Source organism: Massilia sp. YIM B02443 (assembly GCF_030411955.1).
In the GTDB taxonomy this organism is placed as follows: Bacteria; Pseudomonadota; Gammaproteobacteria; order Burkholderiales; family Burkholderiaceae_D; genus Telluria.
In genome coordinates this window covers 20,576-37,766 of sequence record NZ_JASNRA010000020.1, presented here as the reverse complement: position 1 = coordinate 37,766, position 17,191 = coordinate 20,576, and the positions used below count along the sequence as shown (strand labels likewise).

13 protein-coding genes and 1 pseudogene are annotated in these 17,191 nt (G+C 69.4%); 2 read left to right on the top strand and 12 right to left on the bottom strand.

Features of this window, described 5'->3' with window-relative positions:
- Positions 1-15: 15 nt before the first annotated feature.
- The 10 genes from QPK27_RS18870 to QPK27_RS18825 form a co-directional block, all read right to left on the bottom strand.
- Complete coding sequence (locus QPK27_RS18870) at positions 16-1,074, bottom strand: tetratricopeptide repeat protein (RefSeq protein WP_290419714.1); 1,059 nt, start codon at positions 1,072-1,074, stop codon at positions 16-18.
- Positions 1,071-1,961, bottom strand: coding sequence for an ExeA family protein (locus QPK27_RS18865; protein WP_290419713.1), 891 nt, complete (start codon positions 1,959-1,961; stop codon positions 1,071-1,073). The genes QPK27_RS18870 and QPK27_RS18865 overlap by 4 nt, the downstream gene beginning before the upstream one ends.
- Entirely contained in the window at positions 1,961-3,763 is a 1,803-nt protein-coding gene (gene mshL, locus QPK27_RS18860) for a pilus (MSHA type) biogenesis protein MshL (protein WP_290419712.1), read from the bottom strand. The genes QPK27_RS18865 and mshL overlap by 1 nt, the downstream gene beginning before the upstream one ends.
- Positions 3,764-3,781: 18 nt before the next feature.
- Positions 3,782-4,138, bottom strand: a complete 357-nt coding sequence (locus tag QPK27_RS18855) for a hypothetical protein (RefSeq protein ID WP_290419711.1) — start codon at positions 4,136-4,138, stop codon at positions 3,782-3,784.
- Positions 4,135-4,842 (bottom strand): hypothetical protein, encoded by a 708-nt coding sequence (locus QPK27_RS18850; protein WP_290419710.1) that lies wholly within the window; start codon positions 4,840-4,842, stop codon positions 4,135-4,137. The genes QPK27_RS18855 and QPK27_RS18850 overlap by 4 nt, the downstream gene beginning before the upstream one ends.
- Entirely contained in the window at positions 4,839-5,498 is a 660-nt protein-coding gene (locus QPK27_RS18845; RefSeq protein WP_290419709.1) for a hypothetical protein, read from the bottom strand. Before QPK27_RS18845 ends, QPK27_RS18850 begins: the two co-directional genes overlap by 4 nt.
- Complete coding sequence (locus QPK27_RS18840; protein ID WP_290419708.1) at positions 5,495-6,439, bottom strand: agglutinin biogenesis protein MshI; 945 nt, start codon at positions 6,437-6,439, stop codon at positions 5,495-5,497. The genes QPK27_RS18845 and QPK27_RS18840 overlap by 4 nt, the downstream gene beginning before the upstream one ends.
- A gap of 220 nt (positions 6,440-6,659) precedes the next feature.
- Positions 6,660-7,124 (bottom strand): type II secretion system protein, encoded by a 465-nt coding sequence (locus tag QPK27_RS18835; RefSeq protein ID WP_290419707.1) that lies wholly within the window; start codon positions 7,122-7,124, stop codon positions 6,660-6,662.
- Positions 7,125-7,332: 208 nt separating this feature from the next.
- A complete protein-coding gene (locus QPK27_RS18830; protein ID WP_290419706.1) occupies positions 7,333-8,589 on the bottom strand; it encodes a type II secretion system F family protein in 1,257 nt (418 codons plus the stop codon).
- A gap of 10 nt (positions 8,590-8,599) precedes the next feature.
- On the bottom strand, positions 8,600-10,303 hold the full coding sequence (locus tag QPK27_RS18825) for a GspE/PulE family protein (RefSeq protein ID WP_290419705.1): 1,704 nt from the start codon (positions 10,301-10,303) through the stop codon (positions 8,600-8,602).
- A 273-nt stretch (positions 10,304-10,576) separates the two neighbouring features.
- Between QPK27_RS18825 and QPK27_RS18820 the strand changes: the two genes are divergently transcribed.
- Complete coding sequence (locus QPK27_RS18820) at positions 10,577-14,698, top strand: response regulator (protein WP_290419704.1); 4,122 nt, start codon at positions 10,577-10,579, stop codon at positions 14,696-14,698.
- Positions 14,698-15,639: a diguanylate cyclase domain-containing protein gene (locus QPK27_RS18815; RefSeq protein WP_290419703.1), complete on the top strand. Its 942-nt coding sequence runs from the start codon at positions 14,698-14,700 to the stop codon at positions 15,637-15,639. The genes QPK27_RS18820 and QPK27_RS18815 overlap by 1 nt, the downstream gene beginning before the upstream one ends.
- 30 nt (positions 15,640-15,669) lie before the next feature.
- On the opposite strand, the pseudogene QPK27_RS18810 reads toward QPK27_RS18815, so the two are convergent.
- Positions 15,670-16,126: pseudogene (locus QPK27_RS18810) on the bottom strand (MaoC family dehydratase).
- Between the two features lie 322 nt (positions 16,127-16,448).
- Complete coding sequence (locus tag QPK27_RS18805) at positions 16,449-17,177, bottom strand: PEP-CTERM sorting domain-containing protein (protein ID WP_290419702.1); 729 nt, start codon at positions 17,175-17,177, stop codon at positions 16,449-16,451.
- Between the last annotated feature and the right edge of the window lie 14 nt (positions 17,178-17,191).

The window sequence follows — 17,191 nt, the reverse complement described above, 5'->3', positions numbered from 1 at the left end:
CCGTGCGCAATCGGATCAGCGCCCGAGCTGCTTCAGGCGGCGCTCGACGAAGCCCTGCAGCTCGGCCGACAAGGTCCCGCTGTCGCGCGCCCGCTGGAACGCCTCCACAGCTTCGCCATCGCGCTTCTCGCCCTGCAGCGAGATCCCCAGCCCCATCCACCACACGCCATTCTGCGGCGCCGTCCTGAGCGCCTGCCGGTAGTGCTCGGCCGCCTCGCGCGGCCGCCCTTCGCGCTGCAGTACACCGGCCAAGAAGGCGTGATACTCGCCATTGCCGGCCGCATGCGGCAAGGTGCGATTCAGGGTCTCGAGCGCCGGGCCGCCACGTTCGAGCTGCAGGCGCGCCAGCAGCATTGCCAGCGACGGCTGGCGCGGATCGGGCGTCAGCGCGGCCTGCAGCTGGCGCATCGCTTCGTCCGGGCGCTTGGCCTCGATCAGCAGGCTGACCAGGGTCTGGCGCGCCGCTTCATGCTTCGGATTGGCGCGCAGGCCGGCCTGCAAAGTGGCGATGGCCTCGGTCACGCGGCCGTCTTCGAGCGCGCCGAGCGCGCGTTTATACGCGTTGTCGGCGCGCTGGGCCGGCGTCTCGGTGCGGCCGGACACAGGCGCCCTGGCCGGCACCGGTTTTGCGACCGGTTCGGCCTTGCGCACCAGCGGCTTGGCCGCGACGGCCGGCTTCGCGCGTTCCGCGCGCGGGGCCGGCTTCGGCGCCGGGGCTTCCGGTTCCGGCCCGGGTGCCGGCGGCTCGGGCGTTAGCGGCTCCGCCGGCTCCGGCGCCGGCTGCGGTGCTTCCTGCACCGGCGCGACCGAGACCAGTTCGACCGGCGGCGCCGCCACCGGCGCAGCCACCACCGTGACCGGCTGCGGCGCCGCCGGCGCCGGACGGCGTTCCAGCGCCAGCCACGTGCCGACGCCCACCAGCACCACCGCGACAGCGCCGAACGTGACCGGCCGCCCCCATGGTGCGCGCTCCCCGCCCGCCAGCACCGGCCTGACGTCGCCCGGCAACGGCGCGGCGCCGGGCTTGCCGGCACGCGCATCGAGGTCTTGCAGCATCTTGTTAATCAGGCTCATGGCGCCACCATCCAGGCCACGCCTGCCGCCAGGCTTGCAACCACCGCGCCACCCGCCAGCCAGGTCCGGATGGTGCGGTTCACGCCCACCGTGTCGCGCGCGGCGATGGCGACGTGGCCGCCGCCGACCTGCTGGCGTCCCTGCCCGTAGCTGAGCATCAGCGCCTTGTGCGCCATGATGTTTACCAGGCGTGGCACGCCGCCGCTGGCTTTATACAGGCCGCGGATCGCGCCGCGCGTGAACAGGCGCGAGCCGCCGAAGCCCGCCACGCGCAGGCGGTGCGCGACGTAGTAATCGAGGTCGTCGCGGCTCAGGGGGCCGAGGTGATAGTGGAAGGTGATGCGCTGCGCCAGCTGGCGGATCGATTCGCTCTCCAGCTTGCGGTTGAGTTCCGGCTGGCCGAACAGCACGATCTGCAGCAGCTTGCGCTTCTCGGTTTCCAGATTGGTCAAGAGGCGCAGCGCTTCCAGGCTCTCGACCGGAATCGCCTGCGCCTCGTCCAGGCACAACACCACGCGCAGGTCCTGCGCCGCCAGTTGCAGCAGGCGCAGGTTGATCGCTTTGAGCAACTGGTGCTGGTCGACGTCGCGTGCCAAAGGAATCTCGAGTTCGTCGGCCAGCGCCAGCATCAGTGTGCGCGGTTCCAGGTAGGGGTTCGGGATGTAGGCGGTGACGAAACCGTCGCCCAGCGTGGCCATGAACTTGCGGCACAGCAGCGTCTTGCCGGTGCCGACTTCGCCGGTGATCTTGATGAAGCCTTCGCCGCCGCGCGCCGCGATCAGCAGCGTGTTCAGGGCTTCCTGCGAACGCGGGCTGCCGAAGAAGAAGCTGGTGTCGGGCGTGATCCCGAACGGCAGCTCGTGCAGGCCGAAGTGCGCCGTGTACATCAGTTGCTGCCTCTGCTGCGCGGGTCAAGGCTGTCCACGCGGCGCGTGGCGTCCAGCAGGTCCTGGCTCCAGTCGCTGGCGCCGTCGACGATGGTCGGCTTGATCAGGACCACCAGCTCGCGCTTCTGGTTCACGCGCGTGCGGTTGCGGAACAGCGCCCCCAGCACCGGCACCCGGTCGGCGCCCGGCAGCTGGTCGGTGTCGCCGGTCGAGGCCTGGCGCATCAAGCCGCCGATCGCCACCACCCGCCCGTTCTGGCCGCGCACGATGCTGTCCAGTTCCGAGGTGCTGGAGGCGGCCAGCGGCAGGCGCAGCGTGCCGCCGGTGCCGAGGTCGACGTCCTTGTTGACGGTCGAGACCTGGCTCACCGACGGGTGCACGTGCAGCAGGATGTTGCCCTTGTCGTCGATCTGCGGCGTCACGTCGAGCAGCACGCCCGAGAAGAACGGCTGCACCGTCACGCTCGGGGTGACGATGGTGCCGTTGTCGGTGCTGTTGATGGTGTTGGTCACGCCGGTAACAAAAAACTCGTCGGTGCCGATCTTGAGCACCGCCTTCTGGTTGTTCATCGCCGCCACCCGTGGGCTGGACAGCACGTGCACCGTGCCCTGCGACTCGAGGAACGTGATCAATGCCGCGAAATTATTGGTCTGGAAGGCGAAGCCGAACAGCGAGCCGGCGGCGGTGGCCGCATTCGACAGCGAGAAGCCGGTGCTGGCCGACAGGCCCTGGCCGTTGGCGATCACCGCCGGCTGGCCGCCGTCGTACGGCAGCGGGGCCAGGTTGGCGCCGGGCGAGATCATGCCACCCGAAACCCGGTTCGGATGCGAGCCGCGGAACGAGGCGAACGAGGCCCAGTTGATGCCGCTCTGGAAGCTGTCGTTCAGCTCCACTTCGAGGATCTTGGCTTCCAGGATCACCTGGCGATCCACCGACAGCTGGGTCGCCTTCAGGTAGGCGTCGACGCTGCGCAGTTCATCCGGCATGGCGCGGATCACCAGCACGCCCGACTGCGGGCTGACCACCACGCTGCGGCCGCCCTCTTTCGGACCGACGATGGCGTCGATCGCATCCTTCAACTCGCGCCAGAAGTCGTTGTCGGACAGCGTGCGCACGTCGGTGCTGCTCAGCTGCATGCCGTTACCGCCGTTGTTCTGGGTCGGGTCGTTCGGGTTGCCCCCGTTGTTGCCGTTGTTGCCCAGGCCTCCGTTGTTGCCGAGGCCGCCGTTGTTATTGTTGTTATTGTTATTGTTGTTGCCGGCGTTGGCGACCGAGGTCGAATTCACGCGCAGGTTCGACACGCCGCGCCGCGCCGCGGTCAGGTAGTTCACCTGGAACATGCGGGTCTGCATGGTCAGCGGCCGGATCGTGATGCGGGTGCCGTCGATCTTGTAGTCGTAGCCGTACATCTCGCGGATCGCTTCCAGCGTCTCGGCGATCGTCACGTCCTTCAGGTTGGCGGAGATGGTGCCGCCCACGTCCGGATGGACCAGCATGTTGTAGCGGGTGCCGGCCACGATCGAGCGGAAGAACTGCTGGGCCGGCACGTTGTTGAAGGCGACGTTGAAGCGCTCCTCGAGCGCCGGCCTGGCTTTCGGCAACTGGGCGGCCAGCGCGCCGGCCGGCGGCAGCAGCGCGTTGGCCACCGCCTCGTCGACCGCCTGCGCGGCGGCCGGCTGGCTGGCTGCCTTGGCCAGTTCCTTTCGCACCTCGTCGTAGGTCGCGTTCTGCGGCGCGCTCTGGCAGCCGGCCAGGATCAGGGCGGCGGCCAATGCGCCGGTCTTGGGAAGTAGCGTCTTCATCGTGGTGTCGTATGCAGCTTACTGTGCGGCCGGCGTCATGCCGGCCACGGTGTCGACCGGTCCGTCCAGGCGCAGCACCTGGCGCTCGGCGCCGCGCACCAGCACCACCTCGTTGCGCGTCATGGCGGCCACGCGCGCGCCCTTCCAGGTGTCGCCAAGGCGCACCGTGTCGCCGTCGATGATCGCCACGTGGCGTCCGCCGGCGCGCGGCGAAATCAGGATCGACTGCAGGCGCGGGCCGCTGCTGGCGGCCGCCTCGCCCGCGGTCTGGCCGATGCCGGCCGGTGGGCGGGTCGGGTCGAGCAGCGCCTGCGCGCTGGCAGGCAGATGGGCCAGGGCCAGGCCCGCGCTCACGGTGAGGATCAATTTTTTCACAGCTTCATCCATTGTCGGTCCAGGCTCAGGGTATGCAGGGTCAGCGTCAGGCGCGCGGCGGGATACTCCTCCACGTCGAGCTGCGCGCGGCCCCAGAACATCCGGGTCGGCAGCGCCTCGAGTGCGCTCATGGTGTCGACCATGTCGAGATAATTGCCGCGCACGGTGAGCTCGACGCCGTGGCGGTACAGCAAGGGCGCGGCAGCCGCCGCGGGTGACGCCGTGGCCGGCGCAGCTTCAGTTGGTGCGGCCGGCGCAGGCGTGGCGCCCGGTGGTCCGGACAGCGGCTCGACCGGCAGCGTGCGCACCGACACCAGCTTCAGTTTGCCGTTGGCGCGCAGGATCGATTCCAGCAGCGGCGCGATGCGCTCCGGCGGCACCAGGCCGTGCTCGATCGCCAGCAGCTGCTGGCCGAGCTGGCCCAGTTCCTGGTTGATGCTGTTCAGGCGCGCGCGCGAAGCGGCGTCCGGATCGACCTGGAACGCCTGCACCCGCGCCGCGATTTCCGCATCGGTCGCGGTCGCGGCGTCGAGCTGCTGCGCGACCTGGGTGCGCAGCGCGGCCTGCTCGGCGAACATCGGCGCCAGCACCAGCGCATGGCCGGCGAATACGATCACGGCGGCGGTGGCGGCGAACACCATGGCGCGCTCGCGCAGGCTCAAGGCCTCGATCCGCGCCTTCAGTTGCAGCAGCTGCGCCTTCATGGCCGCGCCCCCTGGGCCGGCGTCTCGGGCACCGACTGCAGGCTGAATTCGACGTAGGGCGCGGCCGCCGCCACTGGCTTGCCGTCGCCCCCGGCCACGCTCAGCGGCGCGGCCTGGTCGATCTGCAGGCTGGCGAAGGTCTTACCCTGCATCAGCGGCTCCTGCGTCAGGCGGTTCAGGTAACCCGGCACCAATGCGGCATCGACCGTGCGGCCCTTGATGCCGATCTGGCTGCCGCCGGCGGCTACCGTGACGCCGGTCAGCCACAGGCCCTGCACGCTCTGGCGCGCCAGCGCCCGGAAGTATCCCGACAGACCGGCGGTGTCGCCCAGTTCACCGCGCTCGACCGCGCCGGCAATGTGGCGCAGCGATGCCAGCTTGCGTTCGGCGTCGCCGATCCGGGCTTCCAGCGTCTCGTCCTTGCGGCGCGGCGCGAATTCGGTGTTGGCGGCGGCCAGGCGCGCTTGCCGTTGTTCGAGACGTGCTGCGCCGGCGGCCGCCTGCTGGCGCAGCTCGGCGCTTTGCATGGCGCCGAAGCCCGCCAGCGCGGCGATGCCCAGCACCAGCACGCCCAGGCCGAGTCCCATGGTGGCGACCGACAGGATCTGCTTCTGCGGCTGGAACGCCGGGTTGAACAGGTTGATCTGCTGGCTCATGCGCTTTTCCCCGCCCCTGTCTCCTGGCGTAGGGCAGCGCCCAGCGGCAGCAGGAAGCGCTGCTGCAGCGCCTTGTCGGCCAGCTCGGGCACGGCGTCGAGATCAAACACGGTGGCCAGGTCGAGCGTCTCGACCGGCGTGTACAGATTGCTCGACAGGTATTCTTCCAGCCCGCTCACGGTGGACGGCCCCAGCACCAGCTTGGACACGCTGATGAAGGAGTACTGGCGTTCGAAATGGTCGAGCGAGCGTTGCAGTTCAAGGGTGATCTTGTCGAAGCTGGCGTGCTTGCGATCGTGGTCGGGTTCCAGCAAATGCGCCAGCGTCACGTCGAAGCGGCGCGACAGGTACAGCTCGCCGCGATACGAGACGGTGAGCAGGCCGCCGTCGTCGCCGAACGACAGCATGGCCACGCCGCGCCCTTCCGGCTCCAGCATGGCCGAGACGTTTCGCTGGGCCATCTCGGGGATGTCGATCGCGTCGAGGTCGACCCTGGCGTCCAGGAAGAGCTTCTGGCGCAGGGCGATCACGCTGTTTTTGGCGGCGACCACGAACAGCGATTGCTGGGCGCGCGCATTGACATCCAGCGGGATGTCGAGCACGTCGATGGTGGCTTCAGCTACCGGGAAGTCGAGGATGTCCTTCAGGCGCCAGCGCACGGCGGTCTTGACTTCCTCGCGCGGGACGTTGGGCGCTTCCACGTTCATGATCTGGTACTCGCCGCCGGCCAGCAACGTGGTGCAGCGGCGCGCGGCGGCCAGGCCGTCACGCGCCAGCTTGTCGAGCGCATTGGCTCCGGCTTTCTCCTCGGTGAACTGCACGAAGCGCACACGGGGCAAGGCGCCGGCGGCGCGTTCGACGCTCGCAGCCGCGATGCCCTCGCGTCCAATCGCGATGGTCAGCCAGCCTTCTTTTTTCTTTGTTTTTTTGAACAGGCGCATGAGCCGATAACGTCGGTACGAACGAAATGATGCGAATCAAGACTTGATTATAGACAAGACTGACTCCGGGAATCACAAAATGTCGCCGATCCGGCAAAAGCAGTGTGTCGACGTCGCATTCGCGCACCGGTAGCTGCGCCCCGAAGCTGCAAAGCGGTTAACGTAAAACGGACACGGTCGCATAAGGCGACCGTGTCCGCTGTGCCGGCTCAGGCCAGGATTACTCGCACTTGCTCAGATCCTGGGTGAAGGTCGGTGCGGCGTTCAGCGAAGCTGCCTGGGTGTAGCGCACGAAGCAGGTGCCCTCGATCGCAGCGGTAACGTTCAGCGGCACGACCGTCACGGCGCCGTTGGCGGCAGTCACCTTGTAGTCGGTGTCGGCCAGGCCGGCGGCGCGGGCGAACGGCGTATCGCCGGCCGGGTAGCCATCCTTCATCGTCATCTCGACGCCTTCAACGGTGAGCGTGGTAATGCTCGGCTTGATCAGATACTTACCGTGCGCCATGGATGAGGTGGCGGCCATTGCGCCGCGTGCCGCCTGCAGGCTGGCAGCACGTGCGTCGCCGCTCAGGCTGGCAAACTTCGGCAGCGCGGTCGCGGCCAGGATACCGAGGATCACGATGACGACGATCAGTTCGATCAGGGTGAAGCCGCCTTGCGCTTTCATTTTCATACCATTGTTCATATTTTTCTCTCCGTAAGAAGTGTGTGCGAACGACCGCTGTAGACTCTGTCGATGGGGACGGTCGTAACCCGGGCTTCCGGGCTTCCTCCCCTGAGCTCCCCACCTCGCACACTGCCGAGGGAGAGATACGCGGCAATTCTACATTGAACCTTGGGAAATTAAATGTCCTGAAGGCAAAAACTGGCGCTTTCCAGCTTATTTGCCACACTCACCCGGCTTTCGGTCGCAGCGCCGCCTGTCCCAGGTCCCAGATCGGCAGGAAAATACCGAGCGCCAACACCAGCACCATCGCGCCCAGGAACACGATCAGGACCGGCTCGATCTGGCTCGACAGGGTCTTGAGCTCGTAGTCGACCTCGCGCTCGTACATCTGCGCGATCTCGTCCATCAGGTCGTCGAGCGAACCGGATTCCTCGCCCACCGCAATCATCTGCAGCACCATCGGTGTGAATACGCTGGCCGCGGTCGAGGTGCGCAGGATGCTGTCGCCGCGCTCGACGCCGTCGCGCATCTGCTCGATGCGCATGCTCAGGTAGGCGTTGTCGGCGGTCTGCGACACCACGCTCAGGGCCTGCACGATCGGCACCCCGCTGCGCAGCGACAGCGCGAAGCTGCGCGCGAAGCGCGCCATGGTGGCCTTGTGGATGATCTTGCCGGCGATCGGCAGGCGCAGCTTGTAGCGGTCCCAGGTCAGGCGTCCCCTGGCGGTACCGGTCCAGGCGCGCAAACCCAGGAACGCCCCTGCGGCGACGGCCGCCAGCGCCGGCCACCAGGCGACCGTGAAATTGGACGCGCCGAGCAGGATGCGCGTCATCAGCGGCAGCTCGGCATTGAACGAGGCGAACACCTTGGAGAACTGCGGGATCACCCAGACGTTCACCACCGTCATCGCAATGACCATCGCGATCACGACGAAGCCCGGATAGCGCAGCGCCGTCTTGACCCGCTCCCGCATGTCGCGCTCGAACTCGAGGTGGTCGAACAGGCGCAGGAACACTTCCTCCAGGCGTCCGGTCATCTCGCCCACCTTCACCATCGACAGGTAGAACGGCGTGAACACGGCCGGATGGCGCGCCATCGCGATCGACAGCTCGCGCCCGGCGTCGAGCGACTCGCGCAGGTCCTTGATCACACGCGCGAACGACTTGCTGATCGCCGACTCCTGCAGCCCGGCCAGTCCGCGCATGATCGGCACGCCGGATTTCAACAGCGTGTAGATCTGGCGGCTGAACAGCTGCACGTCCAGCGACGTCACCTTTTTCTCGAACAGGTGCTCGCGCCAGCCGCGCAGGTCACCGCCTGCGCCGCCGGCGCCGGTGCTGGCCTTGCGCGTCGGCGTGATCTCGACCGGCGTCACGCCGGCGCCGAACAGCTGGTCGGCCACCGCCGCGCTGTCGGCGCCTTCCAGCACGCCCTGCATCAGGGCGCCGCGCGCGTCGCGGCCCTTATAAGCGAAGAACGGCATCAGCTAAGTCTCAATCATCCAGCTGGTTACTGACCCGCATCGCCTCGGCCACCGTGGTGCGCCCCTGCACCGCCAGGCTGACCGCGTGGCGGCGCAGCGTCTCGCCGCCCATCTCGGCGTGCGCCACTTTCAGGAAATGCGACGGGTCGGGATGGTTCACCGCATCGGTCACGGGGCGCGTCATCTCCAGCAGTTCGTACACCCCGGTGCGGCCGCGATACCCCGTGCCGTTGCAGTGCGAGCAGCCCTTGCCGTGGAAGAAACGGGTCGACCCGGCATGCTCGCGCAGTTCGGAGCGCAGCCAGTCGACCTCGTTCGCGGCCGGCGCGTACTCGGTGCTGCAGCTCTCGCAGATCACGCGCACCAGGCGCTGCGCCAGCACCGCCTGCAGCGAGCCGCCCACCATATAGCGCGGCACGCCCATGTCCATCAGGCGCAAGGGAGTCGAGGCAGCGTCGTTGGTGTGCAGCGTCGACAGCACCAGGTGGCCGGTCATGGCGGCGCGCAGGCCGATCTGGGCGGTTTCCTGGTCGCGCATCTCGCCCACCAGCACGATGTCCGGGTCTTGCCGCAGCGCCGAGCGCAGCACGCGCGCGAAGTTCAGATCGATCTTGTCGTTGACCTGCACCTGGTTGATGCCCGACAGCCGGTACTCGACCGGGTCTTCGACCGTGATCAGCTTCTTCTCGACCGAGTTCAGTTCCGACAACGCGCTGTACAGGGTGGTGGTCTTGCCGCTGCCGGTGGGCCCGGTGACCAGCACCAGCCCGTTGGGACGGGCCACGATCTGGCGGAAGCGCTCGACCAGGCGCGCCGGCATGCCGATCGCGTCCAGGCGCAGGTTGGCGCCGGCCTGGTTCAAGAGACGCATCACCACCGATTCACCGTACTGGGTCGGCATGGTCGAGATACGCACGTCGATGCGCTGGTTGCGCACCTTGACCGCAAAGCGGCCGTCCTGCGGCAGGCGCTTTTCCGAGATGTCCAGGTCGGCCATCAGCTTGAGGCGCAGCGCCAGCGGCGTCGCGACCTTGAGGTCGGCCTCGGTCTGCAGGTGCAGCACGCCGTCGATGCGGAAGCGGATCTGCAGCCGGCCGTCCTGCGGCTCGATGTGGATGTCCGAGGCGCGCACCTGGGCCGCGTCGTCGAACACCGATTGCAGGAGTTTCACGATCGGCGCTTCTTCCAGTCCGGGGTTGGCGGCCAGCGCGCCGAAGTCGATCGATGCGTCGCCCAGGTCGGCCTCGACCTCGCGCGCCAGGCCGGTGATCTCGCCGGTGCGGCGGTAGATGCGGTCGATCGCGCCCAGTACTTCGGTCTCGTTGACCACCGCCAGTTCGACCGCCTTCTTGAGCAGGCGCGCGATCTCGTCGTAGGCGAACAGGTCGGTCGGGTCCGACACGCCCACCAGCAGCGTCTCGCGCCGGTCTTCCAGCACCAGCGCGCGGAAACGCCGCGCCGCGGTCTCCGGCAGCAGGCGCACCAGGTCGGCGTTGATGTTGTAGAACTTGAGGTTGATGTAGGGGATGTTCAGCTGGCGCGCCAGCGCGCCCGAGATCTGGTCTTCGGTCACGAAGCCGCTCTCGACGAAGACGCGCCCCAGTTTGCGGCCGGTACGCTTCTGGTCGGCCAGCGCCTGCTCGAGCTGCTCCTCGCTCAGGAGTTTCTGCTGCATCAGCACTTCGCCGAGGCGGACTTTTTCTGGCCTTGCCATGCTTTCCCCTACCGTTGTTTCTTGAGGGGTCGATTTTATGCCAGAAAGCATCAAAATTAACGTTTGGCATCATCAATCCTTTGCACTGGTGTTGCCGCCATGCCGCGCCGGCGCTGCAGCCGACGCCAAAAATGTCAAACCGCCATGTTGCGGCGTAATGACGGCCTCGACCGTCAGCGGCGCCACAATGCTATGCGGCAAGGGTAAGGTTCGCTACCATGACGGGTGGGCGCGTTTTGCCGTCCCGCACCTTTACCCTCTACCGGAGCCCCCTTGTCGTTCGCCCGCCTGCCATTGCCCTCGATCCGCGCCAAGCTGTACGTGCTGGTGCTGGCATGCGCGCTGCCGATCCTGGTCGGCTACTTCTTTCTGGCGCGCGACGCCGCGCTGCGCGAGCGTGCCCACGTGGCCAGCGACGCCCAGACCGTGGCCGAGGTGCTGGCGGCGGCGGTCGACCGCGACATCGAGAGCGGCGAGACGGCCGCGCGCGTGCTGGCCAGTACCGCGATGGTCGACAACGGCGACCTGGAGGCGGTGCACCGCGTCACGCGGCGCATGCTGCGCCCCGAATTCCCGGCCCAGGCCTTCGTGCTGAGCGCGCCGGACGGCACCCCGCTGGTGAATACCCGCTACCCGTTCGGCTCCAGCCTGCCGCGCAGCGGCAACGAAGACGACATCCGGCGCGTCGGGGCCACCGGCGACACGGTCGCTTCCAGCCTGCACCGGCTGGACGCCGGCGGCCAGTTCGCGCTGTCGGTCGACGTCCCGGTGTGGAAGGACGGCAAGGTGCGCTACGTGCTGTCGGTGCACCTGCGCCCGCGCCGCATGGCCGGACTGCTCGACAGCCAGCACCTGCCCGAGGGCTGGGTGGCCGAGATCTACGACCGCCGCCACCAGATGGTCTCGCGCAGCGCCGACGCCGGCAAGCACCTGGGCGCGCCGATGATTGCCGCGCTCGACGAGGCGGCCGGCACCCACGACACCGGCAGCGTGCGCGTGGAAGACGCGGCCGGCAATCCCGGCTACGCCGCCTTCGCCCGCTCCACCGCGCACGGCTGGGTGGTGGCGATCCGCTATCCCGAGGACGCGGCGCGTGCCCTGCTCGGGCAGTCGCTCGGCGCCACGCTGGCGGTGGTCGGCGCCCTGCTGGCGATCAGCCTTGGCCTGGCCTGGGCACTGGGCGGGAACATCGCGCGCTCGGTGCAGTCGCTGGCCGAGCCGGCCGAGCGCCTGGGGCGCGGCGAGCCGCTGGTGCTGCCCCCGAGCGACATCCGCGAAGTCGATGCGGTGGCCAACGCCCTGCGCCAGGTCGACGCCGAGCTGCAGGACTACCGCAACGGGCTGGAGTCGCTGGTGGCCGAGCGCACCCGCGAGCTGGAACGCTCCAAGGCCCAGCTCGAGACGGTGTACGCCTCGGCCCCGGTCGGCCTGTGCTTCATGGACACCGAGATGCGGGTGGTGATGGTCAACGACTACCTGGCCGACATCAACGGCCGGCCGGCGCGCGAGCACGCCGGGCGCGCCCTGTCCGAGATCCTGGGGCCGCTGGGCGAGGAATACGAACAGTGCTACCGGCGCGTGGCCGAGACCGGACGGCCGATGGTCGAAGTCGAGTCCAGCGCCGAGGCGCCCAGCGCGCCGGGCCACATGCGCCACTGGATCGCCAGCTACTTCCCGGTGTACGGCCCGGACGCCACCCTGGTCGGGGTCAGCGCGGTGGTGCTCGACATCACCGAGCGCAAGCTGTTGCAGCAGCGCGAACGCGACCACCAGGAGATGTTCCGCGCCCTGTTCGAAGCCTCGGGCGACGCCCACCTGCTGGTGGCCTACGGCGCCGGCTACGTCAGCGCCAACCAGGCCGCGGCCACCCTGTTCGGCTTTGCCGATCCGCAGGCGCTGCAGGACGAATCGCCGGCCAGCCTGTCGCCGCTGCTGCAGCTGGACGGCCGCCCCAGCAGCGAAGCGGCGCTCGACTATATGCGCTGCGCGCTGGAACAGGGCCGCGCCGCCTTCGAGTGGCTGCACCAGCGCGTCGACGGCGCCGTGTTCCATGCCGACGTGCTGCTCACGCGGGTCGACATCGGCGGGGTCGGCATGATGCAGGTGACGATCCGCGACATCAGCACCCGGGTCGCGGCCGAAGCCGCGCTGCGCGCCACCGGCGAGCAGCTCAAGGATGCCCTGCACCAGGCGGAACAGGCCAGCCGCGCCAAGGGCGAGTTCCTGGCCAATATGAGCCACGAGCTGCGCACGCCGATGAACGCCATCGTCGGCCTGGCGCGCCTGCTCGAAGAAGGCCAGCTCGGTCCGCGCGAGCGCAGCTACGTGGCGCGCATGCGCACCGCCGCCCGTTCGCTGCTGGGCATGCTGAGCGACCTGCTCGACTTTTCCCGCATCGAGGCCGGCCAGCTGACGCTGGAAGCGATCCCGTTCCGGCTCGACGACGTGCTCTCCAGCGTCGCCGTGCTGAGCGCCCCGGGCGCCTGGGCCAAGGGCGTGGAGCCGGTGTTCGCGTTCGACCCCGGCGTGCCGGCGCTGCTGCGCGGCGACGCCCTGCGCCTGGAACAGGTGCTGCTCAACCTGTTCGGCAACGCCATCAAGTTCACCGACCGCGGCGAGATCGTGCTCGCCATCGCGCTCGCCGCCCGTGACGGCGACACGGTGCGCCTGCGCTTCTCGGTGCGCGACACCGGCATCGGCATCGCGCCCGAGGCCCAGGCGCGCATCTTCGAAGTCTTTACCCAGGCCGACAGCTCCACCGTGCGCAAGTACGGCGGCGCCGGCCTGGGCCTGTCGATCGCGCGCCGCCTGGTGCAGCTCAGCGGCGGCAGCCTGGCGCTGGAGAGCGAAGCGGGCGCCGGCGCCACCTTCCATTTCGAGCTCGATTTCCCGGTGCTGGAAGATGCTCCCGCCGTGGCTGCCGGCGCGGATGCGCCGCTGGTGCTGGTGGCCGACGACAACGCCAGCGCGCGCCAGGCCCTGGCCGCCGCCTGCGCCGCTTTTGGCTGGCGCGTCGACACGGCCGACGGCGGCCAGGCCGCGCTCGAACGCATGGGCGCGGCGCGTTACGACTACGCCTTCCTCGACAGCGCGATGCCGGGCCTGGACGGCGTGGCGCTGCTCGCCGCCGCGCGCCGGCAGATCGGCGGCGCGCTGCCGCGCGTGTGCCTGCTGGCCGCCGATCCGGAACTCGAGCACTACGCCGAACTGGCCGCCGAGCTGGGCGTGGCCACGGTGCTGGGCAAGCCGTTCACCGCCGCCACCCTGCAGGCGGCGGCCGCGCGCCTGCAGGGTGACAGCGCCTCCCCGGGGATGCCACCGCCGGCGCTGGCGGCCACGCCGCTGGCCGGCAGCCTGCCCGGGCTGCGCGTGCTGCTGGTCGAGGACAACACCATCAACCAGGAAGTGGCCAGCTACATCCTGGCGCGCGCCGGCGCGCTGGTGGCGATCGCTGGCAACGGCCAGGCCGCGCTGTCCATGCTGGGCGAGCATGCCGACTACGACGTGGTGCTGATGGACCTGCAGATGCCGGTAATGAACGGCTTCGAGGCGGCGGCCGCGATCCGCGCCGCCGGATTGACCTTGCCGATCGTGGCGATGACCGCCAACGCCCTGGACGAGGACCGCCGGCGCTCGCTGGCGGCCGGCATGCAGGCGCACCTGTCCAAGCCGATCGACGTCGACGAGCTGGTGGCCACGCTGTCGCGGCTGGCGCCGCCGGCGCAGCCTGGCGCCACGCCGGTTCCGGCCCTGCCGGCGCCCCTGCTGCCGGCGCCGGCGGCCGCCGACGCCCCGGTCGACATCCCCGGCATCGACCTGGCCTCGGCCCTGCCCCGTTTCGCCGGCAGCGTCGAGCGCTTCGTCGACCTGTTCGTGCGCTTCGCCGACAGCCAGGGCGCGACCTTCGCCGAACTGCGCCAGGAAGCCGAAGCCGGCAACCGCAACGCCGCCTGGCAGCTGGCGCACCGCCTGCGCGGGGTCACGGCCAACCTCGGCGCGCTGGACGCGGCGCGCGCCGCCCAGGCGCTGGAAGGCGCGCTGCACGATGCCGATGCCGGCACCGTGCTGCTGCGCGTGGCCGAGCTGGGGCGCGCGCTCGAGGTGCTGGCCGGGTCGGCGCGCCAGCTGGCGCGTCCGGTCGCGGACATGGCTGCCGAAGCAGGTGCCGGCTTACCCGGCGCGGGTGACGGCGCCGCACTGCACGAATCGCTGGCACGCCTGCGCCACCTGCTGGAGAATAACAATATGAAGGCGCTGGCCGACGCCGACGCCCTGCGGCCGCTGCTGGCGGCCGAAGCGGGCGCCGAGGCCGCGAACGCGCTGTTCGACGCCGTCGCCACCCTGCGCTTCGGCGAAGCGCTGCGCCTGGTGGATGGATTGATGAAGGAGACGTGATGAGCTGGACCGAAATGGCCCTGAACGGCCGCATCCTCGTGGTCGACGATGCGATGGAAAACGTCCAGATCCTGCACGCGGCGCTGCAGGACGAGCAGGAAGTGCTGTTCGCGCTCGACGGCGCGCGCGCGCTCGAGCTGGCCCGCACCCAGCATCCCGACCTGATCCTGGTCGACGCCGTGATGCCCGACATCGACGGCTACGCCGTGTGCCAGCTGCTGCGCGCCGCGCCCGAGACGCGCGACATCCCGGTGATCTTCGTCACTGCCCTGAAAACCCCGGAAGACGAGACCCGCGCGCTGGAAGCCGGCGCCGCCGACTTCATCACCAAGCCAGTCAATGCCGCTGTGGTGCGCGCGCGCGTGCGCACCCAGCTCACCGTCAAGCGCCAGGCCGACGCCCTGCGCGCCCTGACCCTGACCGATCCGCTCACCGGCGTGGCCAACCGCCGCGCCTTCGACGAACGGCTGGAAGCGGAGTGGCGCCGCTGCGCCCGCGCCGGGCTGCCGGTGGCGCTGATCCTGGTCGACGTCGACCACTTCAAGGCCTACAACGACCATTACGGCCACCAGGGCGGCGACGCCTGCCTGGTGCAGGTGGCGGCGGCGCTGCGGCGCGGCGCCGGCCGCACCCACGACCTGGTCACGCGCTACGGCGGCGAAGAGTTCGCGATCCTGCTGCCGCAGCTCGACACGCTCGGCGCCGAAGGGGTGGCGCACCGCCTGCTGGAAGAGCTGGCCCAGCTCGATCTGCCGCACGCGGCTTCGCCAACCGCCCCGCACATCACGGTCAGCATGGGCCTGTGCAGCATGGTGCCGCGCGAAGGACAGGGGCACGAGGCCCTGTTCGCGGCGGCCGACGCCCTGCTGTACCAGGCCAAGGCCGGCGGGCGCAACCAGTACCGGATGGCGGACGACGCCGCGTCCATCGCGGCGCGCTGACGCCGTCGGGACGCACGCGGCAACGACACCTCATACGTAGGCGCGGAACAGGAATTCGGCCACGCACACCGGCTTCGGCTGGCCTTCGGCCTCCAGCGCCGCTTCCCAGGCCAGCTGCCAGCCGCCCGCGACCGGTTCGGCGCGGCGCAGCGTCCAGCGCGCGCACCCGGCTGCCGGCCGGCAGCGGCGCCGGGAAGCGCACCTTGTCCAGGCCATAGTTGACGCCCATGCGCATGCCCGCGATGGTGACGGCGTCGGCCAGCATCGCCGGCAACAGCGCCAGCGTCAGGAAGCCGTGCGCCACCGGCCGGCCCCAGGGCGACTCGCGGCGGCAGCGTTCGGGATCGTTGTGGATCCATTGATGGTCGTCGGTGGCGTCGGCAAAGGCGTCGATGCGCGCCTGGCCGACCTCGAACCAGCCGGACAGCGCCACCTCGGCGCCGACCAGCGGCGCCAGCGCATCGAGCGCGATGGTGGTGGTGCTCATGCGGATTGCGAAGCCCGGCGCCACCAATCGGAACGGCGTCGACGATCCCCGTGCGGACACCCGGCACGGTTCGGCAAAAACGCTGAGGGAGAAGAAGAAAAAACGCGGACCAGGCCGGCGAAAGCCGGGTCCCCGCCGGAGTTCAGGACCATGTCATATCCGGGAAAGTCACTGCGTGGCAGCTATGGTTCCCGGAATTGTACCTGAATGATGTACGCCGCCAAGCAAGCCAGGCGGTGGGTGCCCGCGGGCGCCTGCCATGACGGCGCCCGCGGTGGTCAGTACAGTCGTTGCGTCTGTACTGAACGACGTGCAGTGCCGCTCAGCGCTTGCTGCGACGACGGCTCAGCGAACCGGCGCCAACCAGGCCGGCCAGCATCAGAGCCACGGTGCCCGGTTCCGGCACGGCGGCGATCTGGTCAGGCAGGGAGATGATCGGATCGGCCGCAGGCAGGGCGACGTTGCCGCCGCCGGTACCGGTGCCCGGCTGGGTCGCATTGCCGCCACCGGTGCTGCCGCCGGCGTTGCCACCAGTGCCGCCGCCGATCACGACGCCGCCGCCGATGGCGCCACCGCCACCGACTGCGCTGCCACCACCGACTGCGCCGCCACCACCGACTGCGCCCCCGGCGCCCGGGATTGCCGCACCGGCGCCAGGGGTGGCGCCAACCACGATCTTGACGCCGTCGCCGTCGTTGATGACCGAGGTCGAGTTGCCGTAGCGTGCAGCCAGCAGGCCGTTGCCGGCGCTCAGCACGTAGCTGGCGTCGATGCCTTGTTGGACGAACAGTTTCTGGGCGTCGCTCGACGACATGTAGGCGCTGGTGTTGCCGACCAGGGTCGAGGTCAGGGCGGCGCTGTTACCCGTGCTGTGAGCGATGCCGCCGACGAGGCTGACATCGGCGCCGAGCACGCCCGAGCCGATGATGTTGGTGCCGTTGGCGGTCCAGCCGTTGACGAAAGTGGGTTGCGACGCGGTGCTGACCACATCCGCTTGGGCAGCGCCGGCGCTTGCCAGCAGAGCAGCAACAACAAGGTGGCGAATTGACATGGGAGAAACTCCTA

Coding starts and splice junctions, on each gene's coding strand:
- QPK27_RS18850 (WP_290419710.1), bottom strand. CDS start 4,842: ATGAAGGCGCAGCTGCTGCAACTGAAGGCGCGGATCGAGGCCTTGAGC.
- QPK27_RS18845 (WP_290419709.1), bottom strand. CDS start 5,498: ATGAGCCAGCAGATCAACCTGTTCAACCCGGCGTTCCAGCCGCAGAAG.
- QPK27_RS18805 (WP_290419702.1), bottom strand. CDS start 17,177: ATGTCAATTCGCCACCTTGTTGTTGCTGCTCTGCTGGCAAGCGCCGGC.
- QPK27_RS18830 (WP_290419706.1), bottom strand. CDS start 8,589: ATGCCGTTCTTCGCTTATAAGGGCCGCGACGCGCGCGGCGCCCTGATG.
- QPK27_RS18835 (WP_290419707.1), bottom strand. CDS start 7,124: ATGAACAATGGTATGAAAATGAAAGCGCAAGGCGGCTTCACCCTGATC.
- QPK27_RS18840 (WP_290419708.1), bottom strand. CDS start 6,439: ATGCGCCTGTTCAAAAAAACAAAGAAAAAAGAAGGCTGGCTGACCATC.
- mshL (WP_290419712.1), bottom strand. CDS start 3,763: ATGAAGACGCTACTTCCCAAGACCGGCGCATTGGCCGCCGCCCTGATC.
- QPK27_RS18865 (WP_290419713.1), bottom strand. CDS start 1,961: ATGTACACGGCGCACTTCGGCCTGCACGAGCTGCCGTTCGGGATCACG.
- QPK27_RS18815 (WP_290419703.1), top strand. CDS start 14,698: ATGAGCTGGACCGAAATGGCCCTGAACGGCCGCATCCTCGTGGTCGAC.
- QPK27_RS18870 (WP_290419714.1), bottom strand. CDS start 1,074: ATGAGCCTGATTAACAAGATGCTGCAAGACCTCGATGCGCGTGCCGGC.
- QPK27_RS18825 (WP_290419705.1), bottom strand. CDS start 10,303: ATGGCAAGGCCAGAAAAAGTCCGCCTCGGCGAAGTGCTGATGCAGCAG.